Below are 26,271 nucleotides of genomic sequence, written 5' to 3' on the forward strand. Positions count from 1 at the left end.
CTTTTGCTCCATTATCACTTACAAGATCTGCTCAACATCTTCCGAAATCAATGGAAAGTCCTTCTGACGCTGCAGAAAATGATGCAATGCTCCAATTAAATTAGAGTCATTGCCAAACTGACATCGTTCCACTTTAACCGTTAAGCCCTCTGACTTATATTTCATTTGCTGTAAGGTTTCATTGATTTTCTCGATAAAGCCCTCACGATGACTGATCGCCCCTCCAATCAAGATTTTCTCCGGGTCGAGGATGAACTGTAGATTATAGATGCCGACCGCGAGGCGACGCATAAATTTATCAATTTCGTCCTGTACATCCACGTCTCCCTTTTCAGCCATTTCAAAGATTATCTTGCCTGTCAGGGCTTCGGGTTCAAGATCCTTTCTCTTAGCAACCTGTTTAATCAATCCGCCTACCGCCGCTAAGGAACTATAGGTTTCGACTGGGTTGGAACCGAGATAGCCTTCCATTATCATATAGCCGAATTCCCCGGCAAAACCGTTCTTCCCATGTCGAATCTCCTTATTGAGAACGACTGCACCGCCTACGCCTGTGCCAATCACAAGGCAAAGAAAATCGTTCACATCCTTTGCTGCGCCAATCCAGCCTTCCGCCAATCCAGCACAATTTGCGTCATTTTCCAGTTCAACTGGCAAACCTGTCCTGCTTTGAAGAAGCTCTTTCATATTGGGACCATGAATATACGGAAGTGCGGTAATCCCCTCAATGATTCCGCTTTCGACATTCACGGCACCTGGCATACTAACAGCCAGCCCTGTTAGGGGGTAGGTTTCCTTGAACTTATCCACAATCCCCCCTATTGTATCGATAAATAAAGCAAGACTTGCTTTAGGAGTAGGAAGGGAGGATTTTTCAATGAAACCGCCCGTTTCATCCATAAGAGCATATTTAATGGCAGAGCCTCCAACATCTAGTACCGCATAGTAATTCATCATATAACCTCCACCAATCCAATTTTCTTTCTTTTTCATTGGAATCTCGTCTTTGTATCTAAGAAGCAGACAATCTAGCAAAATTTGCTTAACACGATTCTCTGATAATTATTTCTGAGTCTATAAAGACCGGTTTTAGTTGGGATCGGTCATTAATTAAATCATCAAGCATATAGGCGGATAACTTACCAAATTTCTCTTTATCCTGTTTCACTGTCGTTAGTTTAGGAGAACTATACCGACAGGCGGCAATATCATCACAGCCAATTAACCGGATATCTTGAGGGCAGGTTAATCCAGCCTCTTTAATCGCTTGCAATGCCCCAAGTGCCATCATATCCGACGTAGAGAAAACAGCCTCAGGCAGCTGGTTGCTTTGAAGAATTCGCTTCATCGCCACATAGCCGCTTTCCTCATGAAAATCACCATATTGTATCCAATCCTCGCAAATCTCCAATCCAAATTGATTCATCGCATCTAAGAAACCTTGCTTCCGAAATTTAGACACGGGTGAATCAAATTTACCGCCAATGAAACCGATTTTTTTGATGGCGTGCAGGTAGAGATATTCAACCACTTTTCTTGCCAGCCCCACATTATCTGTCATGATATAACTTGCCTTTGGCCCTTTTAGCTCAATATCGATTCCGATGCATGGCAGTCCCTCTAAGGCGAGATCATAGGTCGATTCCTCAACCTCTTCTCCTGCGATAATTAAGCACCCATCCACATTGAAATGACGGCATCTTGCTAAATAACTGCCATTATCTGTATGAAATTTTTCGTTCGAAAACATGATAATATCGTATCCAAGCAGCCCCATATTTTTCTTAAAGGAAGAGATAACTTCATTAAAATATGGGTGGGTCATATCTACATTAATCCTTCCTGCATAGATTAGCCCAATCAAATTTGACTTTTTTGTTGCGAGCGACCTTGCAGAGAAGTTAGGCTCAAAGCCGCTTTGATGAATAATATCCATCACTTTCTTTTTGGTTTTTTCACTAACTCCCTCATAATTATTGATCACCTTTGAAACAGTACCTTGTGACACATTGGCCATTTGTGCAATGTCTTTAATCGTTAAATTCATGGTAATCCCTTCTACGTTTGATTGATTTTGTTCTAGTCGCTGATTTTTATTTCTGTCATAAATAATCAATTGGATAGGATTTATTATTTCACAGAACCTTCTGTAATGCTCGAAATAAACAACTTATTAAACAATAAGAATACGACTAACAACGGAACAGTTGCCCAGAATACCCCTGACATAATCATCCCAAAGTCCACATCCCGCGTATTGCTTAATTGAGCTAATGCCACTTGAATGGTGTAATTCTCCGGATCTCTTAATACAGTAAACTGCCAGAGGAATTCTCCCCATACGGCGGTGAAAACAATAATCCCAAGTGTCGCAAATGCCGGCAGAATAATTGGAACGACAATACTGCGATAAATTCTAAAATTGGAGCATCCGTCCAATTTCGCCGCTTCAATCAGCTCATCAGGAACCGATTTACTGATATATTGCCTCATCAGAAATATGCCTAAAGGGTTTAAAAAGAACAGCACCATAACACCTGGTAATGTATCAAGCAATCCTGCTTTCGATATCAGGAAATATTGAGGAATTAACCCTAATTGCGGAGGGATAATCATTGTTAACAAAATGGCGACAAAGAAAATGTTTTTCCCTGGGAAGGTGAATTTCGCAAATGCATATCCAGCCAGTGAACTAATGAGCAGAACAACGATTGTGACAATGGCACAAATGACAAAGGAGTTCCACATAGACCCAAAGAAATCAATGGAATTCAATACCTTTTGGAAATTTTCGACGAGCATATTCCCTGGTGTTATAGTTGGAGGAATGGAGTTAAAGGCTGAACTCGGTCTCGTTGCCATAACAAACATCCAATAAAACGGAAATAAAGATAACAAGGAGGTAATACCCAATAAGAGATAGACAAAGAATCTTCCGCCTGAGAATTTCCTCCTCTTTTCTGTTCGTTTCATCGTTCACCCCTCCTTTTTCTTCCAATACCAGATGTTAAGTAAACATTGATTGCCGCAAACGCTGAGATGATGATCAATAAAATAATGGCTGTTGCAGAGGCCGTTCCAAAGGATTGTAATCTAAACGCATCACGATATAAGTACATCACAATTGTCATCGCTTCATCCCTGGTAAAAGCGCCTGTACCTAAGAAGACAGTTGGTTCAGAAAATAACTGGAGTGCTCCCACGGTAGATGTAAACACCGTCAAGATAATAAACGGCTTCAGCAAAGGAATGGTTATGTACCGGAGCTGCTGGAATTTGCTTGCACCATCAATGGTGGCCGCCTCATACAAATCATTGGAGATACTTTGAATCCCCGCAAGATAAATGATGGTGTTATAGCCGACCCATCGCCAAAATACCATAATGGAAATGGCAATTTTCGTACCCCATTCTGAACTTGCCCAGCTTACCGGATCAAGTCCGGCCAGTGATAATACATAATTGGCTAAGGAGGATTCGTGGTTGCTGAACAGCACACTGAAAATGAGGGCTACTGCCACCATTGAAGTAATGTAGGGCATAAATATGGTGACTCTGAAGAAGTTCTTAAATCGCAGAAACGCCATATTCAACAAGTAGGCAAAAAGGATACCGAATACAATTTGAGGAGCGGTCCCCATAATTCCCATAACAATCGTATTGTAAACCGATTTCCAGAATAGGGGATCGGTTAGGACAAGCTTGAAATTATCCAATCCTACAGAGACCATCGGACTAAGCCCATTCCATTTTTGAAAGGCTAAATAAAAACTAAATAAAACGGGATACAACCCAATAATGGCAAAGATAATAAAGAAAGGAGCAATGTATAGATAAGCAGAAAACATATCTTTTCTTGCTTCCGATCGATACCGCTTCTTTCTCTCCTTGACCCCATTTGTGACCGTATTTGCTTTTGGCAGATTCATTATCATACCCCTTTTCCCATAAAAGGCGGGAGTGGCGCTCTTTAGTCCGAGCCACGCCGAAATCCCACCTTTACTAAACTAGTGAACTACCGACTTAATAATGCCTTGGAGCGCTTAATTGCCTCTTTCCACTCTTTCTCAGGGTCCGTTCCATTGTTTTGAACGTTCTTTAAGGCATTTAATACTTCGGAATAGATTGGGAAGTATTTCTCCCCTTTGTAGACAGCCCCATTAATATCCTGAGCCGCTTCTGCAAATACTGGTGCGGTTGATTGTCCACCAAAGAATTCATCTTTGTTATTCTTGAAGTCATCCATTTCATAGACCGATTGGGCAGATGGGAAAAGACCCTTGTCTTGGAAGGATTTCAGCTGGTTTTCTGGTGAGACTAACCATGCTGTAAATTTATAAGCTTCCTCAGCATTTTTTGTTTCACTTGGTATGGAGATGAAAGAGCCTCCCCAGTTTGCGGCAAATTCTGATGGCAATGTCGCCACTCTCCATTTACCTGATGCCTCCTGGGCATTGCCTTCCATCCAGCCCTTTAACCATCCTGCGCCTAGTTCAGCAGCAAAATCCCCTTTATTCACGGCATTCGCCCACTCCGGCGACCACATTTCAAATTTGCCGACAATACCCATTTCATTTAGTTTCACCGCATAATCATAGGCATCTTTAACGGCATTGCCCTTCTCTTCAATCAACAACTCCCCTTTGGAATTAAGGAATGTTGTTTCAGCGCCATCCAAATAGGCCCTGAATGCCATTTCAATACTATCGATAAATACCTTTCCTGTTTTTTCTTTCACTTGAAGTCCTGCTTTTTCAAAAGCTTCAGGTGAATTGATTAAGGCAGATACCTTTTCTGGTTCAGTCGGCAAGCCTGCTTCTTCAAATAGATCGGCTCGATAATACAAGGCCTTTGGTCCAATATCAGTCGGCAAACCGATTAAGAAGTCACCACTATCGTTCTCCCCTGTTTTCCATTTCCAATCCAAGTATTGATCTTTAATATCCTTTGCGCCAAGATCATATAAGTTTTCAAAACGGTCCTGGGCTGCCTTAAACCGGTCTAGCTGGTCAATTTCAAGCATGGTAATGTCCGGTGCTCCGCTGCCGGCAGATAATGCTGTAAATAAGGCATCATGATGCTCAGCTGTCTCCGCTGACCTTACTTTAATCTTCACACCAGGATTTTCTTTTTCATATTCCTTCGCTAGTTCATCATAGTTCGTTGCACCAAATGTCCAAAAATCCAATGTCACATCGCCGTTTTTCCCATTTGCAGCAGAAGATTCATCATTGTCCTTACATGCCGCCAATGACAAAGCCAAAGCCGTTGTCAGACCAAGCGCAGCCAATTTTTTTAAACGTATCACTTGTGGTACCCCCTATTATCGTTTTATCAAGCGTTCACTCATTGAACCATCCCTGTAAAAGCATGTGAAGCCATCCTTATTCATGACTCCCTCCTTCTCCATTCAATTTTTGTAAAAGATGATAATAGCACCGCCTTTAAGGAAACCGGTTTCTATAATTCACTGTCTGTATGTAAAATAAGTACGGATGAAACCGCTTTCAATAGTGATTATAAATGTTAAATTATGAAAAAACAATAATTTTTTTGAATATTTTGCAATATTTTAGAAACCGCTTTCCATAAGGTGTTCCGCACAGAGCCAAATTCTAAAGAAGAATGGCAGATAAAACGGGTAATTGGACAAAAGTACGAGGAAGTTATTCTTTAAACAAAGCTTTCATTATCTGTCCCCTTCTGCATGGTTCATAAAAAAGAAACCTCTCGTTTTATAGGAACGAAGAGGTTTCTTGCTTATATAAAATCCTACACATATTAGCTATAAGTCATTCCACCATCAATGATGACAGATTGACCAGTCATATAATCTGAATCAGATGAGGCTAGGTAAGAGACAAAGGACGCTACATCCTCTGGTGTTTCAGATCTTCCGAGTGCAATGCCATCGACAAAGGCCTTGAAGGCTCCTCCTTTATCCACTTTCATGTACGGTGCCAATTTTTCATCAAGATAATCCCACATATCCGTGCCGACGATACCTGGGCAATACGCATTAACCGTAATACCATAAGGTGCGAATTCCTGGGCAGCTGATTGGGTCAATCCGCGAATGGCGAATTTCGTTGCTGAATAAGCGCTGAGCAAGCTTGCACCTTTATGTGCGGCAATACTTGCGGCATTAATGATTTTGCCACCGCCTTGTTTCTTCATCTGTTCGCCGGCTGCCTGCAGGCCGTAAACCGTTCCAAAGACATTGATGCTGAAGATTTTTTCAAGTTCTTCAGGCGTGATATCAAAGATCGGATTCACTTGGGCAATACCCGCATTGGATACATAAACATCCACACATCCAAAAGCTTTAACCGTCTGCTCAACAAGGGAAAAAACGTCTTCACGCTTACTGACATCCCCTTGAACTGCCATGGCCATATGGGTTCCGCTTGTTTGAAGAATTTCCTGCTCAACCTCTTTCGCTTTATCGATATTTACATCATTTACGACAACGGTGAACCCATCCTTCGCCAGACGGTGAGCAATTCCCCTTCCAATTCCAGATTCAGCTCCTGTTACAATCGCTACACGTTTTGTTTCAGACATTTCGTTCACTCCTTTTTTTAATTTAAAAATAAAACCAACCTCCGTTCGTTCGGTTCATTTATTGCTCGGCAATCCATCTAAAAAACCCCTTACGAATAAGGCTATTAGGCATAGGACCTCTCGTAGATATTACCGCCATAATTCCAGCAGCAGAAAATAGTGGCCATCATCGGAAATAAGCACTTACTGACAGATGAAAATGTACGCCTGATGACAAAGTAAATCTAAATTAAAAAAAAGAACCAAAATGGCTCCTTTTCATGTTCATCCTTCGTTTGGTGTATTAGGGATCGATCGCTTCGCTAGGAAGTATCCAATGCCGAGTGTCAGTATCGTCAAGATGACTTGAATAATCAGATGGGCATTTGCTGGAATGATGGCAGCCAATTTTTCTTCGCTGACAATCATCTCCCCCGCTGTCCATGCAAGGATTCCTGCCCCAATATAGACGATAATTGGGTATTTATTCATGGCATTCAAAATGAGTCTGCTTCCGAACACAATAATCGGAATGCTGACAATGACACCCAGCACAATGGCACCAAAATGACCGTCAGAGGCCCCTGCCAATGCCAACACATTATCTAAAGACATTACGGCATCAGCCAGAATAATGGTTTTAACAGCAGACCAGACAGTCTTTCCGCCCTCCTGATGTTGTTCGTTCTCCGGCAATAACAGCTTGATGGAAATCCAAAGAAGCATCAACCCGCCGATTAGCGTCAAGTAAGGAATGTCTAATAAAGCGACGACAATAGCAGCGAATAGAAGGCGCAGTACAATTGCCCCAAAGGTTCCCCAGAAAATCGCCTTGTTTTGCAGCTCTTTCGGCAGATTGCGAGCGGCCATAGCAATGACCACCGCATTATCGCCGCTCATGACAATATCAATGACGATGATCTTTACTAGGACAACCACCGACAGCCCGAATATTTCCATTTCATTCACCTCTTAAAAGTTAAGTCACAGGTTGTTTAGGAATTCATATAAACAGGGAATGACTTTATTTTTCAATAATTCTTTTCCAACCACATCTTCTTTAGTTTGGCTCGATTGCAAGAAAAAAACCTAAAATATAAAAACGGTATATATGAATGTGGAAATGAAAAAGACACCTGTTTACCAAGGTGCCTTTTGTAAAATATGATGGAGTTGATCATTTTAGGGAGAATCTGCTGTACCTCCCTTACTTAACGAAATATCCACTAATCACGAGCTTGCCAATGATCCGTGCAATAAAAATATTTGCTGCGTTTTACTAGCAGCACAAACTTTCATAACAAATTAGAAAAAGACCTATGTACGACAAAAGCCAAAAAAAGAACTGACTAATGCCGGTTCTCATCATTGCTGCAATCTATTCCTGTTGTTAAATTTCTTCTTGATAATGAATCCGCTGCTCTCTTTTATGATAGTCTCTGCAATCCACTTGAAGGATAATGCTTTTGGTAAAGAGAGAGCTCTTTTTCAATTTCTATCTCTAGCTGGTCATTATTTAAAACATCGATTTTTATTTCGGTTATTTTATTGGGATCTTTATGGATGATTTCTTTTTGAACTTTCTCAATGTGGTTCTTCCAGCTTTTTTTGTCCAACTTTTTAATCATCGTTAGTTCTTGCAAGGCAATTTGTTGTTGAATAATGAAGGCTTCTCTATGGCTGTTTTGATTATCTAATGTGCTTTGAAGTTTTTTCAGCCTTTGCTGATATTCAAGGATTTTTTGGTTGTGCATCTCGATTATTTCAGAAATGGTCCCCAAGTTTTGCTGTTCTTTCACTTTTTCCCTGATGAAATTCTTAGCGGCCTCGTCCCTGTCTGTCTTTACATACTGTATGATGATTTGATCTAAGCTATCTATCCTCATATATTTGCTCTTTTGTTTTTCTTTTAAGTATTGTCCTATTGCTTTATGTTTGTTTATAGCCGTTCCTACTGTTTGAATATCTCTTTCTAGCACCTTGATTGCGCCATCCAATTTGTCACGGTAATCCTGTAATTCCTCGATAAATATATCTATATCTGTCTTGAAAAACCGGGTAATCTTTTTGTATGTTCTTTTCATGCTACCTTCGCCCTTAGTTGTATTATGGATTATTTCCTTATCGCCTGTCTGTCATTTTCCTCATCACCTTAACCGTTCTTTCCTTGCTCCTCTCTAGCCTTTTCTTCCTAATATAACATTTTACACTTTTACTGTAAGTAAATTCTAATTCTAGTTTACCAATTCACTCTTATTTATCAACTAAACTGCATTGAAACGATCGTTTTAACGAGACCAAAAGACTATTAACTTCCTCCTAGAATTGAGAGAAATTACAAGGAGGAATAGGAAGATGGATATGCTATACTCGTTTATGCCCTTATGAGTAGTTAGTGTATGATTGGAGGAAAATAAAATGGGTTGTGGTTGTTCAAATCTGCGTGACGGCAAAGCCATCGCGGACTTAGTAAGAAGTAAAGGCAAGGATATGTATCCTCCTCAAGTCAAACATGAAATCACATGTGAATGCGGGGAAACTTTCACACTAGAGACAGTCATTATGAGCTGCCCTAAGTGTGAAATGACCTACGCTGTAACTCCCTGCAGTTCAGATGATCAAAATAATATCAAACCAGCAGGTATCGGGTATTAATAAAAGACTGACCAATAGCTCTATCAAGAAGGCTGCTGCGTCAGTCTTTTTTGTTTTGTGAGCCCATTTGGAGCTCTTCGCCCATCTATTGGATTATATCTCCCCAACAGTGGTAGATTCGCCCTTACAGTACAGTTTTCGCCCATACCAATTCTCATTCTCCTAAATTTTGACATTCACCCGTAACCTCTTAACTTCGCCGTTAAACATATAAATTTTCCCCTTAAAACACATTGTAAATCGCCAATAAATGTCATATTCTACTTAATTCTCCACTGTAATCAAGCTTCCATACCTCTTGCATGCGCTAAATGGAATGATTTCAAAGGTTTACACATACAAGCAGCAAATTTTATGTGCATTAAAAATGAGTTCCACAATGAGATACTTTTCCCACCAGATTAACGTTTGTCCTATTAGCAGGAAACCATATAAAAAAGGAGAGAAACAATAAGTTTCCCGCCTTTTAATCCTCACTCTTTATTGACTAGAAACGTCAAATCGATCGAGTAATGCTCGTGCTTCATCTGTCGAGTTGGTATTCATTAATTGGTTCCGCAATTCACTTGCCCCTCGGAACCCTTTCACATATATCTTAAAGAAGCGTGTCAGCGGCTTATATGGACGGGCTTCTTGCTTGGAGTATTGATCATGAAGGTCAAGGTGAAGCCTTAAGAGATCGAGCAACTCCTTACTGCTATGTTCTTTGGGCTCTTTTTCAAAGGCAAATGGATTCTTGAATATGCCGCGGCCAATCATGATTCCATCTATACCGTATTGTTTGGCTAGCTTCATGCCCATTTGCCGGTCAAGAATATCTCCATTGATGGTTAAAAGCGTTTGAGGAGCCACCTCATCACGAAGCTTCTTAATCTCCGGTATGAGCTCCCAATGGGCATCAACCTTGCTCATTTCCTCCCTAGTCCGAAGATGGATGGACAGATTGGCAATGTCCTGCTTCAGGATATGGGTGAGCCAGCCTCGCCATTCATCGATCTCGGTGAAACCAAGTCTTGTTTTCACACTTACCGGCAGACCGCCTGCTTTAGCAGCCTCGATTAATTCTGCCGCCAATTCAGGACGGCAGATCAAGCCGCTCCCCTTCCCGTTATCCGCCACATTAGGGACTGGGCAGCCCATATTGAGGTCAATCCCCTTGAACCCCTGCTCCGCCATCCCGATACTCATTTGCCGGAAGAATTCAGGCTTATCTCCCCAAATATGAGCCACAATCGGCTGTTCATCTTCCGTAAAGGTCAAGCGCCCTCGAACACTGCGATTCCCCTCAGGATGACAATAGCTCTCGGAATTAGCGAACTCCGTAAAGAATACATCTGGTTTGGCAGCCTCACTTACAACATGACGAAAGACCACATCCGTCACATCCTCCATTGGTGCCAATATAAAAAATGGCCGTGGTAATTCAAGCCAAAAATTCTCTTTCATCTTTCCGTTCAAATCCTCTCATTAAAGCGATATCAGGCCTGCTTAAAAACAATTAAGGCCTTCTTTCTTATCTCCTTCTATTATGATTGACCAATTTTTATTAAACTTTCATCCGTCTTTTTGACTTTATTTATTTTAACGATTCCTGAAGAAAAGTGCAAAGAGAACATGCAATAGATGTTGCTGGATTAATTTCTTCAATGAATAGCAGGACCGTATGGACTTTTCTATAAGCATTATGGAAAATCGAAAACAAAAAGGCGAATGACCTGATCGACCACTCACCTTTTTTCTACCTTTATGTTGAGAACAGCTACCTCGAATACAACCAAAGCATGTGATGCTCCAATTGCTTTTGGACGGTTTCTTTAACGGTTAAGCAGTTTGTCATTCTCCATAATAATAGGCTTTGAAGCAATCTTCGCATAATCCCCTGTGTTGATATCGTAGCGTTGCATTAGAACATGGTATAGTTCTTCCTTAGTCTTGAACTTTGATACCTGGAAAGGCATTGATTGAGCCAGTTTTTCGATGAATAGATATCCATCCCCTTCTTCCAATAAAACCCCGCTATGTCCGATGAAGAGATTCTCTGTTTCAGGATAGTGCAAGAATACATTCACCCAAGAAATGGAATCATTATCGAAGGAAATGTCCCTCTTCGCCCATTCCTTGACAATGCTCTTAGCGTGCTCTTTCACATCCGTCGTTTCAGAAGCTGATATTGGATAAAAGATGTTTTCAAACTTCTGCTGATCCGCTTTACTCATCTTTGCATTTGGGTTATTCTCGATTGCATTCAAATCAAAGATCAACTCAGGGCTTTCCTCTGTTATGGTACCGCCAGAATCCACCAGATCTTTTATCAGCATAAATGAGGTGATACGACAGTTAAGGTCTATATAAGGAAGCTGCAACTCTTCCCACCTAGTAAAAAGCTGATTTTCATCGTACGGTGCATTCGCGGTATTTATCGAAACAAAGCCATGTGGGGCGATATCCTCCATCCCTTGTTTGCTATTGTAATCTTCGACCGTTTTCATAAACCAATCAATAGTTCCACCATCAAATCCTCTTGTTTTCATTAAATCAAGAACTCGATTCTGCGCGCTTCCATCTACGAGATTGGAATATTCATAAGAAAGCGCAGCTTCTTGGACAACACTTTCGTTTTCTTTTTCCATTGTCGAATTTGAACACCCTGTAAAGAGCAGCGTTGATGTAAGTAGTACGGGAAGTAATAGATTCTTCATGGTGATTCTCTCCTTAATATTTGATTAGTATTCTTAGATACATTTAATAGACGGACAAATCCGCCTAAAAGTTTTCCTCTCTTTTCATTTTTGTCAAGAAGAGATGAGGGACGACACAAACCTTCTTTTAGAATAATGAGGATTAGACAACTTAGAGAACAACTTATCGTTTATGTTGTTCTTTATTGTATAGATTTGATGTTCCTTGTGGAAAATCTCTTAATGACTTAGTTCATCTATCTAGATTCTCCAATCGCAGTCCGGAGAAAAGGATTTAAGAGAGTCAAGCTATATTTAGACCACAAAAATCTGTAAGGACATGAAAAAGGTACTTGCGTGAGAAGCCGGCATACACCTAGAATGAAACGTATGTTAAATAAAAAAGGAAGCTCCTTGTAAAAGAAGCTCCCTCATAATTAGTGATGGCATCGTTCTATTTCGTTTTTAATCCGCCCTCTTTCATGTACCGAAAAACAGGGATTTCATCCCCTTTTTCAACTGGAATGAAATTAAAGGTTACATAGCTGTCAACCCCTTCAGGCTCAAGTGCCAAGGCGATATAATTGGCATTCTGCTGGTCCATCTTGAACACATAGCTGCCGGCCGGGAAGGTTTTCTTCTTCGTAGTGACTTCTGTCGTCACCTTATTGGTGTAGTGTCCGCTTTCTTGCTGATTCGACACTTTATTGTCCGTTACTTTATAGCTCTCGACCGATAAGGAGGACGATTTCTTCAATTTCTCAACCTTCACACCAAGCACCTTTAGCTTATCGGCAATATGGTGATAAGCAGGAGGAAGGATATAAGCGGTCGGCCTTTCCCTCTCCAAGGTAGCGTAGGCATTAGTGGAGCTTTTCCAATCGATTGGGATATCGACCTTTGCTGCTTTAGCGAGATCTACGACAGTCAGCTCTTGGTCAGGAACAAGCTTATTTTCGCTTGTGATCACAATCTGATCATCATCATTCGCTTTCTTCCCTTTTGTCACGATCGTTTTGCGGGCCTCTTCAACTGTCCGTTTTACCTTGTCTGCATTTTTGACAGTCGACTTGATAAAGTTCGCTTGGGCGGTTACCTGAGCAAATACCCTTCGTTCAAAGTCCGCACGTCCGATATTGATCCCTCTTGTTTCAATCAGGTAGGTGAAGGTATTCTTCAACCCAAGCGCATTACGGCCTATGCGTGCCTCCGTGCTTCCCTCTTCTGCGACAAGCTTGCCGGATTGCGAAGAGGATAAGGTGTAATAATCATGGAACGATAGCTTTTCCTTCTTCAATGCCTTTTGAACATCCGGCAGCAGAAGCTTATCAGAAGTCTTCCGAAGCTTCTCCGGAATATTCAAGTTCTTCGCCGATGAAATTAAGACATCATAAGAGGCAATGGAGCCTTTGTCCCCGTATTTGTTTAAAAGCGAAGAATTCACCGTATATTCATGTGTATCCAGAACAACATCTGGCTGATATTCATTAATGGCCTTATAAACCGTACGAACCTCCGGATACTCCACCTTCATATAATCCCTGTTCGCATCCATATCCGTTGCAATGAAGCGTTTAAAATAATACGAACCATCAGGATTGATTCTCGGCACGATAATGATATTGGCCTTATCTAGGACATTGCCAAGCTTTCCTTCCGCTATCATTTGCGCTAGGACCAGATTCGATTCTCCGGCAGCGGGTTCATTGCCGTGAATTTGACCCTGCACCCAGATAAGCGGCTTTTTCTTGTCTTTCTTGATGTTATCTGGATTCTTGCTGAATATGATCATCGGAATCTCCCGTCCTTCAAGCGACTTGCCGATGATTTTATAGCTCATATGCTTATTCTTTTTGCTAAGTTTCTTTAGGAATGCGGTCATTTCTTCCTGGCTGGTGAAGGCCGTTTTGCCTTTAGCAAAGGCGGGTGTTTGAAAATCTATTTGGGGTTTAGGGAATAAATGTGAGATATTATCTGGCTGAATATAGCTTGGCCCCTTTCCATAGTAAGGTATGAAGTCATCAGCCTCCGCAGCAGACGTCGGCAGGCCTGGCAATAGCAAAGTACTTCCGATAGCAAGGGCAATGGCAGCATGAGCAGTTTTCTTCGTCAATTTATTCATATGTTCCTCCTCATATCCTCTTTACTGCCATTATTCGCCGAAATTCTTCCAAATTCCTTTTTATTTCCAGAAAACAGGAGAATAGAAAGCTAAACGATTTCAGGCAACCTAGAAAACAGGTACGAAGCCTCAGTGAAAACCTTCCTACTTCAAGCAAACTTGCCTCTTCTGCACATGAATAACCATTCTGATTATAGCCTGCCCATTTTGCATTATAGTTTAAACAGAACAAGCGCTAACCCTAATGGATTAACGCTTTCATAGAAAAACAAACCCCGACTAGCCTTCACTAATCAGGATTAAGATACTTGGTCTTCAACAAACGCCCCTGATTGTTTAAGTACGTTTCTTCACAAACTTTAAGTACAAATCAAGAATCTAAGGTATTGCAGATATTATATGGGTTGTATTATAAAATCAAAAAGTAGCTAAAAGAGTAACAGCTTTATTTATATGAAAATACACCCCCCGATATATACTGGGGAATTGCTAAATTAGTTCCTTTGTATGACTTTTCTCTCTTTTATTATATAAGTAAACTGCTGGTAACATTAATGCAACCAATCCCGTTAAGGTTTCTACAATTCCAGCAGTAATAAACAACGTATTTGGTCCTGTTGTATCTAGGAACCACCCTCCTGCTGCCTGTGCTAATGGCACCGCTCCTTGAGCAACAATCATATTAATACTTGATACACGCCCCATCACTTCTTCTGGGATAGTTTTCTGAAATATACTAGGGCCAATAGTGCTTACTACTGCTGTTGCTATACCAATGAAGCCCATAGCTGCAATTGCTTGCCAATAATTTGTCGTTAATCCCAACAGTAATAACCCTAACCCTTGGAAAGATATGGCTAACATATTAGCCTTTGGGCTTGGATTTTTAATCATAATAATAAAAGTTAAAATGAAAGAAACGACTAATCCCCCTGCTCCAAGAGCTGACTGCATCAATCCAAATTCCTTCTCATTTGCTTTTAATGATTCAGCTAAAAAAGGCAGTCCAACTTCCAGCATCCTAAAACTCATATTAGCAAAAAGCATAGTGATAATTAAGGTGAAAACCAAATGATTTTGTAGTACATATTTTACACCAAAAGCTAATTCCTCTTTGATAGAGTTTTTTTGTTCACGACTTTCTTTTTCCTTCATAATCGGCTTTAATTTTACAAAGTAAAGCGTTAATGCTGATGCAATAAATGCAATCCCTATAACAAACACACATATGATTCCCTTGTCTATATGGTATAGAAATGCTCCCGTTAAAGGTCCAATTAATGCAGTAATTTGCCACGTAGCCGCTAATAAGCTATTAGATCGCACATAATATTCTTTCGATACTACTCTCTGACGGATTGCAGTAACTGCGGGCCAATAAAAGGCATCTAGGACACCGAACACAAATCCTAATGCGAAAATAAAAAATATGTTCATACTATTTGTTACCATCAAGATAAATATGCCGAGCATTACCATAGCCCTTGATATATCTGAGATGAACATAATTTTTCTTCCATCGAAACGGTCGACAACTACTCCACCAAATAACATCAATATAATTCTTGGCACTCCAACTACTAATAAAAACATCCCCATCATAACTCCAGAACCAGTTATCTCTTTAATCATCCAAGGAATAACAAAAAAATATATAGCATCGCCTAAAGCTGAAAAAACGTAACTTAACCAATACATAAGAAAGTTTTTATTTTTGAATAGGCTTGCACTCTTATAATTTATAGTTTCCCCCAACTTCATAACTCCCCCTTAGTTACCACAATACCAATTACAATATACAAATTTTCTTCTTGAGCTAAACGTAGCAATAGGTAAGCGTTTGAAGTTATCTCCGGCTTTTCCCCTGCTCCACACGGAACGTGCCAGTTTCCAAGCATTCCGCGTTCCATCTGGCGATGGTTTTGATTATAAGTTTCAAGTTACTCTTGTAGAGCTTGCACTGTGGCATCATTCCTTTGTGAAGTGATGTTCCCACGTTCTTACCCGACCGGTGCAATGCACGTTTGAAAAATAATCGTTGCCAATCACTAGACTTGGGGCTATTCCTCCACTTCCATTACAGAAGATTCATCAGTCGTGCCCCTACCCTCATAAGGACAAATGCATTTCGTTCATCACTTATAGCAACCGTTTCGGGTGACAGCCCTTGAATCAACGTTCCTTACTTTCCAAGTCCCTTATAACCTAGCTATCTATTCTAAACGTAGGTGCTTCCTGTAAGCCTGTGAGCTGGATACCGCCATTGTTCGGTATAACGTGTTTCAGAGGGGCAATTTTTACTCCACATCACTCACACCACCGTAAGGGTGGTACAATAGTTTCCTATTGTTCGAAACTCTAGACCCGTACATTCGGAAGTTCGTCCGTTCTTTGTGTAAGAAAATTCTCACCTTATTTAGTTTTTCAGCCATCCGGCATATCCATTGGCATACCTTTATCCTGAAAGGAACGGCTTTAGCCTTTGTTCTGCCGACTTCACCTGAGCTTCACACCCCATAATCTGTCTATTATGACGCATGCAGGAGTATCAATGGGATAGTTTCAAAATACGTGGTTTTGTCATTCCTATCCTCGGTTATAAAGTTAGAAATTCTGTAGAAATTCCTCGTCCTTCGCACTATAGTGCTTATAACGAAACTTGTCGCACTGCCCCGTTTCTTCCATAAGTAGTTCAACATAAAAAGGCATTAATCCTGCTTGGATCAATGCCCCTGTAGTTTAAGTAAATTTTTCACAAGCTATTAATTTCACTATGATTGATTAATCCAAATTTTCCACTCTTCAATTCCTTCTATTTCAATAATATTTAAATCGCTAGTAACGGGAACATTATTCTCTATGTAGCCTACTTCATATCCAAAGTCTTCATTAGGAATTATTGTTTGAGTGTCGCCATTTCCTTCAAATGGTCCGTTCATTTGAGTTATTTCTTTAACTTTCCATTGACCCTCAGTTTTTCGAATGTCAGCAACCCAAATATCCTTATCATTCATTATCCCTCTAAAGACATATAACGCTAACTCTTCATTCACTTTATGGGTACCATATACAATTATTTCTCTCTCTTTGTTTCCATCTTCTATCGTTTTTAAAGCATCTTCTGGATAGTTAGCTGCATCTTTACTAATTTCATCACAACCAACCAGTAAAAAGGCCAATGATAAAATAACTAGGATTAAGTTTGACTTCATTTTTGTACCTCCTAATTTATTGTATATATGTTCGGATAAAGATAAATAAGTCAAACTATTGTACTACCCGTAGCAATAGGTAAGCGTTTGAAGTTATCTCCGGCTTTTCCCCTGCTCCACACGGAACGTGCCAGTTTCCAAGCATTCCGCGTTCCATCTGGCGATGGTTTTGATTATAAGTTTCAAGTTACTCTTGTAGAGCTTGCACTGTGGCATCATTCCTTTGTGAAGTGATGTTCCCACGTTCTTACCCGACCGGTGCAATGCACGTTTGAAAAATAATCGTTGCCAATCACTAGACTTGGGGCTATTCCTCCACTTCCATTACAGAAGATTCATCAGTCGTGCCCCTACCCTCATAAGGACAAATGCATTTCGTTCATCACTTATAGCAACCGTTTCGGGTGACAGCCCTTGAATCAACGTTCCTTACTTTCCAAGTCCCTTATAACCTAGCTATCTATTCTAAACGTAGGTGCTTCCTGTAAGCCTGTGAGCTGGATACCGCCATTGTTCGGTATAACGTGTTTCAGAGGGGCAATTTTTACTCCACATCACTCACACCACCGTAAGGGTGGTACAATAGTTTCCTATTGTTCGAAACTCTAGACCCGTACATTCGGAAGTTCGTCCGTTCTTTGTGTAAGAAAATTCTCACCTTATTTAGTTTTTCAGCCATCCGGCATATCCATTGGCATACCTTTATCCTGAAAGGAACGGCTTTAGCCTTTGTTCTGCCGACTTCACCTGAGCTTCACACCCCATAATCTGTCTATTATGACGCATGCAGGAGTATCAATGGGATAGTTTCAAAATACGTGGTTTTGTCATTCCTATCCTCGGTTATAAAGTTAGAAATTCTGTAGAAATTCCTCGTCCTTCGCACTATAGTGCTTATAACGAAACTTGTCGCACTGCCCCGTTTCTTCCATAAGTAGTTCAACATAAAAAGGCATTTATCCTGCTTGGATCAATGCCCCTGTAAATTTAAGTGCATTTTCTCACAATCTTACCTCTGACTTTTCGGATGCTACCCCTCTATCCTTTTTAAGAATAAAAACGATATATTATTACAATTTTTAGAAAATTAAGTTATCATATAATCTATAATCACCAATAAAATTTAGGAGGAATGAATTTGCTCTCAAATGAATCTTTTAGTTACATTAATTATATTTTTATCTTCTTTATCATTATTCAGGTAGGTTTGCTTACTTCAATACCCTTAATGAAAAGAAACGAAAAATTGATTAACTGGTTTACTGTTATTAGTGCATCTTGCATTTCTATTGTTGTTTCAGGCTTACTTCTAATCTTTTTAGGTTATGCTGCTGACGAGATAGATTTAGATGTAAATAACTATACTTATATGACCATTGCCATTATTGTATTATCAATGATCAATTCATTGAACTTATACAAAAGCAAGTAAGATATTACTAAAGAAGATTCTGATCTGAGACGGGATAAATCACTTTCTTTTTAATCCTCTTTGTTCAACTAACCTGTCCCCTCATTCAAGTATAATTAATCACATTCTTATTGTAGTTCTTTTAAATCTGCTTCTTCTATCGAATCACCAGTAATTTCAAAGAATATTTCCTTATTACTTTCTAATTCAATTGGAATTTTACTTCCTATTGGCATTCTAACCCCATTATTCTCAAAATTATTATCTCTTAATATAAAAACTTGCATTTCAACTTCACCATCTAACGCCATATCTGTTATTGAGATTTCAAACCCTAATACTTCTCCTTTTTCAATTTCAGAACCGTCAGCATACTCAAGTCCTTCAGCATACTCAAGTCCTGCTGAGTATTTCGCTATTTTCGCTTCAATTCCATAAAAATCAAAATTAGCATTGTTTTTTATGTTGATTATCATACTATCTTTATTTACAGGATAAACTGTGCTGCTAACTGACAATAAAGTAAATAACAAAAATGTCATTGGTAATAGTAATATTTTCTTCATTATTTCACCTCCTTTTTTATAATTCTCTACCTTTGAAACGTTTTTATCGGCTTAAGTTCATAAGATTTTTTTATTCTATCTCCGTATCTAAGCCTCCATCCATATACTTTTACTCACTATTCACTTTCACAGATAGAGAAAAAAACACCTGTAATTACAAATTTCATTAAATGTATATTTTTTACCATATATACAATATAATCCATCACCTATCTTGATATCAATAAGATTATAATTTTCATTTCCTGAAACAGACTTTCCTTTAATAAGAAAAGACCGTCCTTATAACAGTCTTGAAATAGCTCTATTGCCCCTATACTAAAAGAATGAGTTCTAGTATTCACCTTATACTAATTAGAAATCCTATGGTTTTTCTCCATCTCTAAGTAATTCGTTTCTACAATAAGGACCTCAACAAAAAAGGGCAATAAACCTCTTTGGATCAACACCTCATTTACTTTAACAAAACATAATCATCGCTTCCCTCCCATACTAGAGGAGTTTTTTCACCAAAAATAATACCCTCCAACCCATTTCTGACCAGTACCTCTCTGTAATCTTCTTTTGCAAAAAAAAGAGCTTGAACTTCATCAAAATAGCAAGTGAATACAAGTTCTTCGTTTTCATCACTAATCGTTATAATATCGTCGCAAAACAAATTGATGGTTTCTAAATTAAGATCCTTTATCTCGTGTGTGCCTTGTTCGCCATATAATGTTGCATATTTAATGCTCTTTGCACCTTTCGAAGCTAGAACAGACAGAATACGGTGTATTAAAAATACTGAAATTTGGTCCATCATAGGATATAAAATATTCTCGGTTAAACTTTCGTTCAACTTTTTAGCCAAATCAGGTCTTTGATATATCTTTCTACCAAAATATCCATCCGCCAAAACGGCTGCTGCTGTAACGGCTATTGACATTTCTGAGATATTATTTAATCCACTATCTTTCCTTATTTCCTCCCAAGATAAAGGCTTTCCGAATCTAAGTAAATCTTCATTGGTAGGATAGGTATCATCTTCTGATTTCCAATCATTTTGCATTTTGACGAAGGGATAGAAAATACAGGCTGCAAACTTGTATCCATTCGGTAACCCGTTTAAGAATGGGTCATTTTCAGGGTTTTCTCCAATCGGGTAAAAGAATTCCAATTGCTTTTTCCTCCTTAATTTAAATCATTTTCTTCAACTAAACTGCCCATTCGTATTATAAGGTTGACCAAGTTAATTGGTTGACCTTTTTCTTTGAGGTCTAGAATACTAGAGGTAGCTGGGGTAGAACGCACCTGCCCCTGGGGTTTAACCCCGTCAGTTAAACCGTTCGCCCCCTACTTATAGAAACATGATTGAAGCTGGTTGGGACGTTGATCCCGTATAACAAGCGAAGCTATGACACTATAAGGAGCCATATAGGGGTTACCAGCTAATTCAATGATAAGGAGGAGATAAACATGAATCCAGTCATTGGTCTGGATGTAGCGAAAGGAGAAAGTCAAGTTCAAGCCTTCTTGGAGAAAAAGAAACCATACAAAAAGAGCTTTAAAGTCGCCCATACACTGGATGGATTACAGGATCTTTATGCCTTTATCAAAGAAGTCGAAGAAGTTTCTGGGTCAAAGCCGCCTCTTGTTTTGGAATCCACAGGGCATTATCATACACCAGTTGTACAGTATTTCGAGAAAAGAGGATATCTGTTAATCGTTGTGAATCCACTCATTTCTTATAAGGCAAAAAGTTCAAATTTACGTAAAGTCAAAACAGACGTCATTGATGCCCACCATCTCTGCGAGTTGTATTATAAAGAGGATTTAGAGCCTTATAAAAAGCGTGGTATCCAGCTTTTGAACTTACGTAATCTGACGAGACAACATGAAAATTTGACAGGTATGTTCGTACAGGCGAAGTTACAGTTTCAATCCGTACTGGATCAAGTGTTTCCAGCGTATGTAGGGGTGTTTGGAGAATTATATTCAGATGTTTCTTTACGTACATTGTCGGCTTTCCCTACCTCTGAAGAGGTCTTAGAAGCTGGTGAAGAGATTTTATCTAAGAAGATTCATGAATTGTGTAAGAGCCGATCCCAACAATGGGCCTGTAATCAAGCGAATAAGCTGGTGAAAGCAGCTAGCCAGAACCCCTTTCAACAGACTCTGTACCAAAGTCATCTGATTAGTTTAGAGATGCTTATTAACATTCTTCTAGAATATAAAAAGCATCTATCCAAACTTGAGGAAGAGATAGATGCCCTAGCAAAAAACATAGAAGAATATAAGATTATCCAATCCATTCCCGGTATCGGTGGAAAAATCGCTGCCACGATTATTTCTGAAATTGGAGAAATAGATCGGTTTAATCACCCTAAGAAGTTGGTAGCCTTTGCGGGAATCGATCCCAGTGTATTCGAGTCTGGCACCTTCAAAGGTACCAAGAATCATATCACAAAAAGGGGTTCCAGCAGGCTAAGGCATGCCTTATTCACAGCTGTCCGTTGTGCCATACGAGACTCACGTAAGACGCGAAAGACTAAGGAACTAATCCCACGAAATAAGAGACTACGTGAGTTTTATGACAAAAAGCGTGAAGAAGGAAAGCCTTATCGAGTAGCCGTTATTGCCTGTGCTAATAAGCTTTTACATTGGATTTACGCTCTTTTGAAAAGCAAATCAGCCTTCCAAGATGTCGCTTAAAATAGATTTTCACACATCTTCAATAAACTTCCATAATCATTAAAGGAAGTTTATTTGTCATGCCTTATTTTTAGTATAACATGCCTAAATTATATGGTTGAGTGAAATGTTTGACAAACTATTAGCTGGTTTAGCTGCATAACCAAAAAAGAGCTGATCACAACTCTTGATATTGGAGTAATGCCCCTTTTTGTTTAAGTGAAGACACTCACACACCAGCATCATTATTATCTGATAGTTTGTCAAATTAAGTGCACCAGTTCTTCCTCAAACGCCTCGTATGCAGTTTTCCAGCCAAGGCATTTCCTTGGTCGATTGTTGATAAGTTGAAGAGCCTGTTTCATCTCCTCAGGTTTCACTTGATCAAAATTCGTTTGTTTGGGGAAGAACTCTCGCAGTAAGCCATTACTATTTTCATTACTCCCACGCTGCCATGAGGAATAAGCATCTGCAAAATAGACTTGAACGTTTAATTCCTTTTCAAGCACATTGTAGCAACTAAATTCTTTCCCACGATCGGTTGTAGCCGTTTGAATCGCACCTTCTGGTAATTGTCGATGTAATTGTTTGACAGCTGTTTCCATCGATGACGCAGAACGATCAGGGATTAGAATCCCCATATACCAACGTGTTTTACGCTCAATGAATGTGGCAACACAGCCTTTTGCCTGCCCGCGACCTGAAACAACGGTATCTAGTTCCCAATGCCCAAATGTTTCTCTTTTACGGACCTCTTTCGGTCGTTTCGAAATAGGAGTACCGATATTGAACCGTCCTCTTGTTTCACGAGGTTTCTGACGTTTTCCTTTTTGACGGAGGACCGTTAAAGGCACTTCTAACAAACCACTATAAATCCAACGATAGATGCTTTTATAGCTCAGTTTCCCTTGATATAAACGTCCTATAATCTGTTCTGGTGACCAGGTATCATTCAGCTTTTCTTGAACCATTTGTTTTAACTCTGGTGTTAATTTCGTCTTCGCACCACAGTTCGATTTATTCGCCTGATAACGGACATGCGCTTCCTCCACCGAGCAATTAGCATGGCGACGTAGTTCTCTTGAGATGGTTGATGGACTCCGGTTTAGGCGTACGGCAATCTCCCTAATGGTACAGCCTAAATCAACATACGTTTCTATTTTTGCCCGTTCAGTTATGGTAAGATGGGTATAGCTCATGACGATTCCTCCTCTGAATGTTTGTGTGGTAACTAACATTTTACACGAGGTCGTCATGGGCTTCTTTTATTTTGACTGAGAGGTGTTGCACTTAATATTACAATTCATCATCTTAAATCAATCTGATAAATTACCTAAGGGCTTCTTACTTTAATTTCACTATTTAAATATTTTTACTCTTCTTCACCTCTATATTATTCATCTTCATATGGGACTACTTCATAATCATCATCATCAAAAATTTGCTCCTCTTTTGCTTCTTCCATTTCTTTAATAAATTCGGTTATCAGAGTCGCATAATGGGCAACTTTAGGGTGTTTATTTAACTCATCTATTATCTTATTTACAATAGGAAGATCATATTTAATCCTTTGGAAGCTTATGTATTGGAATAAAGATGATCCTATCTTATCTTGAACCTTCTCATCGATTTCATTTAATAAATTTAGGACAGTTTTCTGTAATACTATTTTTGGGGTAATAGAATAAATTATCCAGTGCTTTTTTGATTTTAGTAAATTGCCCTGATTGCAATAAAGAAATTAATTCATCTTCTGGCATCGCATCTAATTTGTAATCCTCATCTTCGTCAGGATTAAAGCGGTAAAGACCCTCTTCCTCGATGTATAAATCCTTGATAAATTCGTCAAAATTATCAGCCAAAACAAAATCCAAATCTCCATCTGTATCAATGTATGAAACAGCAGGCTCAACTCTATTATTCCTATAGTCCAAAGCAAACCAAGTGTGACCATCTCCGTTTAATATGACAAGTTCTTCAGGTAAATTCCATTCTTTTAATAAAAGTGCCTGGCACTCCCCGAATTTTGTCGACATGTACAAGAAAAGGGAAGTTACAGGCGTTTTTTGTTTGTACTTATTTTGTAGACAATTCACTCAAGCTTTGCCACACAATCACATTGATAGAATGCGGCAACACATAAATCACTTGGGATTTCCAGCAGTTAGCAGCATACCAAAATTACTTCTCAAACAGTTTCCAATTCCCTTCACTAACAACTTCTACCTCTCCGTCAATCACTTTGATGGCGGTTTGGTCATCAATGGCATACGCCGGGCCTTGCATACCTGCAGCCCAACTCTCTGCAGCAGCCCTGGTATTTCCCGGTAGCATTTCATGTTCCAGATGCGGAAAAATAGCAAAATCAACCATCCCGAGCGCTTCATCAGTACCATTAGGTGGCTCCCATCCAACGAAGTCATCCCCTATATTAGATCCCATCACCATGCTGCCGGCACTCATTCCCACATAAACTGCTTGTAGTGACGGCAAGAGGTCGGCCAGCCCAGATTGCTGCATCCAGTAATGAAGATAAAGGGCATCGCCTCCTGATACCAGTAAGACGTCAGTCTCCCGTACGAGTGGCACCCAGCGATCTTCTCTAATACTCGGCAACGCTGTAAGCTCCAGTATGCCGACGGACTTCCAGCCCAGGTCGACCATAGGGTTATTTTCCTTGCCGCTGATGAATTCCCAAGCTTTGACGCCAGGGCCAACCCAGGGGTGTCCATACATCGCCGTAGGAATGCATAGAGCATTAGAGTCGGCAATCGGCTTGTTCAGCATGTCAACCAACGCGTGTTGTATACTTTTGTTCGTTATGCCACCAGATGTAAGCAAAAGTTTCATAACTCCCCTCCTTTTTCATTTTATAGACTCTCCTAAACCGTGTATATAAGTGGGCAAACGGTGCTACTACTTTTCCAGCCTAACTTTACTTATCTAAATTGTATTAAAAAGAGCTATCCAAAAACCAGTGAAAGATGACTTCCATGGATGACCCTTTTTTATATACTTTTAAAATAAAAGATGTAGATGAACTCGATATTTAATTAATAGCTAGTTAATCATCTTGCAATTCCCTTGCAATTCTGTATATATTCGCTTCCCCAATCTGTCAGCATATCAAGCGTAGGGTGTAGCTTTTTCCCTAAATCAGTTAAAGAATATTCCACTTTTGGCGGTACTTGATGATAAACCTCACGATGAATAATTTGAAAGCTTTCCAGTTGCTTTAGTTGTTTAGTCAGTGATGAATGAGTCAAACCTTCAAATTTCCGTAGCAATTCATTAAATCGTACTGGTCCGTCCTTTAGATGAAAAATAATCATCAGAGACCATTTACCTGACAATACTTTTTGAGCTGTCGTGAACGGGCAAGTTAAATCGGCACTGTTTAATTGAATCATGGTAATTCACCTCTCCCACTGTTCTAAATTCTTTTAATCTTAATCAGTATGCAAAAAAGCCTGCGTTTGAGCTGTTGGACTTCCTCATAAGTACACCATTAGATCGTAACGACACAAAAATATCGTACTATTCAGACTTATCATAATCTAATAATATGGATTATGCATTAAGTTTATTATAAAAGGAGCAGGATATCATGCCGACGAATAAAGGGAAATTCAATGGTAAGGTTGCATTGGTTACAGGGGCAAGTCGCGTGATAGGGGCTGAAATCGCCAAAAAATTAGCGGCTGGCGGAGCGGAATTTATAGGTGTTCATTTCGCCAGCAATAAGGATGCTGCGTTAAATGTTGTGGATGATATTAAGAAATTAGGCTCAAAGGCTGTTGCTTTGGAAGCAGATTTAACAACCGGCATTTCCGGTGTAAATAAGCTTTGGGCAGCATTTGAAGAGGCAGTCCGTTCGGAAATAGGAACTGTTCACCTGGATATCTTAATCAATAATGTAGGTATTGGACCTCCCGTTTCTTTTGAAGAAACATCAATTGAAATGTATGAGGATGTCATGAACGTTAATCTTAAAGCTCCGTTCTTTCTTACTCAAGCAGCCAGCCCATATATACGGAATGGCGGAAGAATCATTAACACTTCCACTGGCTTTACCCGTGTTGCCGCTCCAATGCAAAGCATTTATGCAGCTTCAAAGGGAGCCCTTGAGACACTGACTTTGGCCTTAGCCCCACATTTCGCATCAAAAAACGTTACCATTAATGCAGTAAGGCCAGGCATTACGGCGACTGATATGAACAAGGAAATGCGCTCCACCCCAGAAGGTCTCGCGCAAGCAGCTGCATTATCTGCCTTTAACAGAGTGGGTACAACGGAAGATGTTGCTGATATCGTTGCATTTCTAGCATCTGAGGAAGCGCGATGGATCACGGGGCATTTTATTGATGCCACTGGAGGAAGCAGGCTTTGAAATAAAACGACAGAGATTCTAAGG

The 26,271-nt window shown here is 39.7% G+C and carries 22 protein-coding genes; 3 read left to right on the forward strand and 19 right to left on the reverse strand.

The window, feature by feature from the left end; genetic code table 11:
• Positions 1–18: 18 nt before the first annotated feature.
• From ACY8DX_RS11780 to ACY8DX_RS11815, 8 genes are all read right to left on the reverse strand, one after another.
• Positions 19–993 (reverse strand): ROK family protein, encoded by a 975-nt coding sequence (locus ACY8DX_RS11780; RefSeq protein WP_462405205.1) that lies wholly within the window; start codon positions 991–993, stop codon positions 19–21.
• 49 nt (positions 994–1,042) lie between these two features.
• Positions 1,043–2,047, reverse strand: coding sequence for a LacI family DNA-binding transcriptional regulator (locus ACY8DX_RS11785; protein ID WP_049670747.1), 1,005 nt, complete (start codon positions 2,045–2,047; stop codon positions 1,043–1,045).
• An 83-nt stretch (positions 2,048–2,130) separates the two neighbouring features.
• A complete protein-coding gene (locus ACY8DX_RS11790) occupies positions 2,131–2,973 on the reverse strand; it encodes a carbohydrate ABC transporter permease (protein ID WP_049670746.1) in 843 nt (280 codons plus the stop codon).
• On the reverse strand, positions 2,970–3,929 hold the full coding sequence (locus ACY8DX_RS11795; protein ID WP_049670745.1) for a carbohydrate ABC transporter permease: 960 nt from the start codon (positions 3,927–3,929) through the stop codon (positions 2,970–2,972). The genes ACY8DX_RS11790 and ACY8DX_RS11795 overlap by 4 nt, the downstream gene beginning before the upstream one ends.
• A gap of 86 nt (positions 3,930–4,015) precedes the next feature.
• Positions 4,016–5,308, reverse strand: coding sequence for an ABC transporter substrate-binding protein (locus tag ACY8DX_RS11800; protein WP_082197091.1), 1,293 nt, complete (start codon positions 5,306–5,308; stop codon positions 4,016–4,018).
• A gap of 473 nt (positions 5,309–5,781) precedes the next feature.
• Positions 5,782–6,564 (reverse strand): acetoin reductase, encoded by a 783-nt coding sequence (locus ACY8DX_RS11805; RefSeq protein ID WP_049670744.1) that lies wholly within the window; start codon positions 6,562–6,564, stop codon positions 5,782–5,784.
• Between the two features lie 264 nt (positions 6,565–6,828).
• Complete coding sequence (locus ACY8DX_RS11810; RefSeq protein WP_049670743.1) at positions 6,829–7,503, reverse strand: TerC family protein; 675 nt, start codon at positions 7,501–7,503, stop codon at positions 6,829–6,831.
• Positions 7,504–7,970: 467 nt separating this feature from the next.
• Entirely contained in the window at positions 7,971–8,627 is a 657-nt protein-coding gene (locus tag ACY8DX_RS11815) for a hypothetical protein (protein WP_462405206.1), read from the reverse strand.
• Between the two features lie 334 nt (positions 8,628–8,961).
• On the opposite strand from ACY8DX_RS11815, the gene ACY8DX_RS11820 reads away from it, so the two are divergent.
• Positions 8,962–9,198 (forward strand): hypothetical protein, encoded by a 237-nt coding sequence (locus ACY8DX_RS11820; protein WP_049670741.1) that lies wholly within the window; start codon positions 8,962–8,964, stop codon positions 9,196–9,198.
• 480 nt (positions 9,199–9,678) lie between these two features.
• Here ACY8DX_RS11820 and ACY8DX_RS11825 read toward each other — a convergent pair whose 3' ends face one another.
• The 7 genes from ACY8DX_RS11825 to ACY8DX_RS11855 all read right to left on the reverse strand — a co-directional run bounded on the left by ACY8DX_RS11825 (position 9,679) and on the right by ACY8DX_RS11855 (position 20,343).
• Positions 9,679–10,644 (reverse strand): tRNA dihydrouridine synthase, encoded by a 966-nt coding sequence (locus ACY8DX_RS11825; protein ID WP_462405207.1) that lies wholly within the window; start codon positions 10,642–10,644, stop codon positions 9,679–9,681.
• Positions 10,645–11,012: 368 nt separating this feature from the next.
• On the reverse strand, positions 11,013–11,897 hold the full coding sequence (locus ACY8DX_RS11830; RefSeq protein WP_049670739.1) for a DUF4300 family protein: 885 nt from the start codon (positions 11,895–11,897) through the stop codon (positions 11,013–11,015).
• 433 nt (positions 11,898–12,330) lie between these two features.
• Positions 12,331–13,998 (reverse strand): M14 family metallopeptidase, encoded by a 1,668-nt coding sequence (locus tag ACY8DX_RS11835; RefSeq protein WP_462405208.1) that lies wholly within the window; start codon positions 13,996–13,998, stop codon positions 12,331–12,333.
• Between the two features lie 489 nt (positions 13,999–14,487).
• A complete protein-coding gene (locus tag ACY8DX_RS11840; protein WP_462405209.1) occupies positions 14,488–15,759 on the reverse strand; it encodes an MFS transporter in 1,272 nt (423 codons plus the stop codon).
• Positions 15,760–16,769: 1,010 nt separating this feature from the next.
• Positions 16,770–17,210 (reverse strand): hypothetical protein, encoded by a 441-nt coding sequence (locus ACY8DX_RS11845; protein ID WP_462405210.1) that lies wholly within the window; start codon positions 17,208–17,210, stop codon positions 16,770–16,772.
• 1,539 nt (positions 17,211–18,749) lie between these two features.
• Positions 18,750–19,187, reverse strand: a complete 438-nt coding sequence (locus ACY8DX_RS11850; protein ID WP_462405211.1) for a hypothetical protein — start codon at positions 19,185–19,187, stop codon at positions 18,750–18,752.
• A gap of 454 nt (positions 19,188–19,641) precedes the next feature.
• Positions 19,642–20,343, reverse strand: coding sequence for a DUF2711 family protein (locus ACY8DX_RS11855; protein WP_462405212.1), 702 nt, complete (start codon positions 20,341–20,343; stop codon positions 19,642–19,644).
• A 299-nt stretch (positions 20,344–20,642) separates the two neighbouring features.
• On the opposite strand from ACY8DX_RS11855, the gene ACY8DX_RS11860 reads away from it, so the two are divergent.
• Positions 20,643–21,878: an IS110 family RNA-guided transposase gene (locus tag ACY8DX_RS11860; protein ID WP_462405213.1), complete on the forward strand. Its 1,236-nt coding sequence runs from the start codon at positions 20,643–20,645 to the stop codon at positions 21,876–21,878.
• Between the two features lie 242 nt (positions 21,879–22,120).
• Here ACY8DX_RS11860 and ACY8DX_RS11865 read toward each other — a convergent pair whose 3' ends face one another.
• The 4 genes from ACY8DX_RS11865 to ACY8DX_RS11880 form a co-directional block, all read right to left on the reverse strand.
• Positions 22,121–23,056, reverse strand: a complete 936-nt coding sequence (locus tag ACY8DX_RS11865) for an IS30 family transposase (protein ID WP_462405214.1) — start codon at positions 23,054–23,056, stop codon at positions 22,121–22,123.
• 432 nt (positions 23,057–23,488) lie between these two features.
• Positions 23,489–23,893, reverse strand: a complete 405-nt coding sequence (locus tag ACY8DX_RS11870; protein WP_462405215.1) for an SMI1/KNR4 family protein — start codon at positions 23,891–23,893, stop codon at positions 23,489–23,491.
• Between the two features lie 145 nt (positions 23,894–24,038).
• Positions 24,039–24,707, reverse strand: coding sequence for a Type 1 glutamine amidotransferase-like domain-containing protein (locus ACY8DX_RS11875; RefSeq protein WP_462405216.1), 669 nt, complete (start codon positions 24,705–24,707; stop codon positions 24,039–24,041).
• A gap of 218 nt (positions 24,708–24,925) precedes the next feature.
• Positions 24,926–25,267 (reverse strand): winged helix-turn-helix transcriptional regulator, encoded by a 342-nt coding sequence (locus tag ACY8DX_RS11880; RefSeq protein WP_462405217.1) that lies wholly within the window; start codon positions 25,265–25,267, stop codon positions 24,926–24,928.
• Between the two features lie 197 nt (positions 25,268–25,464).
• On the opposite strand from ACY8DX_RS11880, the gene ACY8DX_RS11885 reads away from it, so the two are divergent.
• The gene (locus tag ACY8DX_RS11885; RefSeq protein WP_462405218.1) at positions 25,465–26,247 is read left to right on the forward strand and encodes an SDR family NAD(P)-dependent oxidoreductase; all 783 of its coding nucleotides are present in this window, start codon (positions 25,465–25,467) and stop codon (positions 26,245–26,247) included.
• The last annotated feature ends 24 nt before the right edge of the window (positions 26,248–26,271 follow it).

Source organism: Gracilibacillus sp. Marseille-QA3620 (assembly GCF_054950035.1).

Coding starts and splice junctions, on each gene's coding strand:
- ACY8DX_RS11780 (WP_462405205.1), bottom strand. CDS start 993: ATGAAAAAGAAAGAAAATTGGATTGGTGGAGGTTATATGATGAATTAC.
- ACY8DX_RS11785 (WP_049670747.1), bottom strand. CDS start 2,047: ATGAATTTAACGATTAAAGACATTGCACAAATGGCCAATGTGTCACAA.
- ACY8DX_RS11790 (WP_049670746.1), bottom strand. CDS start 2,973: ATGAAACGAACAGAAAAGAGGAGGAAATTCTCAGGCGGAAGATTCTTT.
- ACY8DX_RS11795 (WP_049670745.1), bottom strand. CDS start 3,929: ATGAATCTGCCAAAAGCAAATACGGTCACAAATGGGGTCAAGGAGAGA.
- ACY8DX_RS11805 (WP_049670744.1), bottom strand. CDS start 6,564: ATGTCTGAAACAAAACGTGTAGCGATTGTAACAGGAGCTGAATCTGGA.
- ACY8DX_RS11810 (WP_049670743.1), bottom strand. CDS start 7,503: ATGGAAATATTCGGGCTGTCGGTGGTTGTCCTAGTAAAGATCATCGTC.
- ACY8DX_RS11815 (WP_462405206.1), bottom strand. CDS start 8,627: ATGAAAAGAACATACAAAAAGATTACCCGGTTTTTCAAGACAGATATA.
- ACY8DX_RS11820 (WP_049670741.1), top strand. CDS start 8,962: ATGGGTTGTGGTTGTTCAAATCTGCGTGACGGCAAAGCCATCGCGGAC.
- ACY8DX_RS11825 (WP_462405207.1), bottom strand. CDS start 10,644: ATGAAAGAGAATTTTTGGCTTGAATTACCACGGCCATTTTTTATATTG.
- ACY8DX_RS11830 (WP_049670739.1), bottom strand. CDS start 11,897: ATGAAGAATCTATTACTTCCCGTACTACTTACATCAACGCTGCTCTTT.
- ACY8DX_RS11835 (WP_462405208.1), bottom strand. CDS start 13,998: ATGAATAAATTGACGAAGAAAACTGCTCATGCTGCCATTGCCCTTGCT.
- ACY8DX_RS11840 (WP_462405209.1), bottom strand. CDS start 15,759: ATGAAGTTGGGGGAAACTATAAATTATAAGAGTGCAAGCCTATTCAAA.
- ACY8DX_RS11845 (WP_462405210.1), bottom strand. CDS start 17,210: ATGAAGTCAAACTTAATCCTAGTTATTTTATCATTGGCCTTTTTACTG.
- ACY8DX_RS11850 (WP_462405211.1), bottom strand. CDS start 19,187: ATGAAGAAAATATTACTATTACCAATGACATTTTTGTTATTTACTTTA.
- ACY8DX_RS11860 (WP_462405213.1), top strand. CDS start 20,643: ATGAATCCAGTCATTGGTCTGGATGTAGCGAAAGGAGAAAGTCAAGTT.
- ACY8DX_RS11865 (WP_462405214.1), bottom strand. CDS start 23,056: ATGAGCTATACCCATCTTACCATAACTGAACGGGCAAAAATAGAAACG.
- ACY8DX_RS11870 (WP_462405215.1), bottom strand. CDS start 23,893: ATGTCGACAAAATTCGGGGAGTGCCAGGCACTTTTATTAAAAGAATGG.
- ACY8DX_RS11875 (WP_462405216.1), bottom strand. CDS start 24,707: ATGAAACTTTTGCTTACATCTGGTGGCATAACGAACAAAAGTATACAA.
- ACY8DX_RS11880 (WP_462405217.1), bottom strand. CDS start 25,267: ATGATTCAATTAAACAGTGCCGATTTAACTTGCCCGTTCACGACAGCT.
- ACY8DX_RS11885 (WP_462405218.1), top strand. CDS start 25,465: ATGCCGACGAATAAAGGGAAATTCAATGGTAAGGTTGCATTGGTTACA.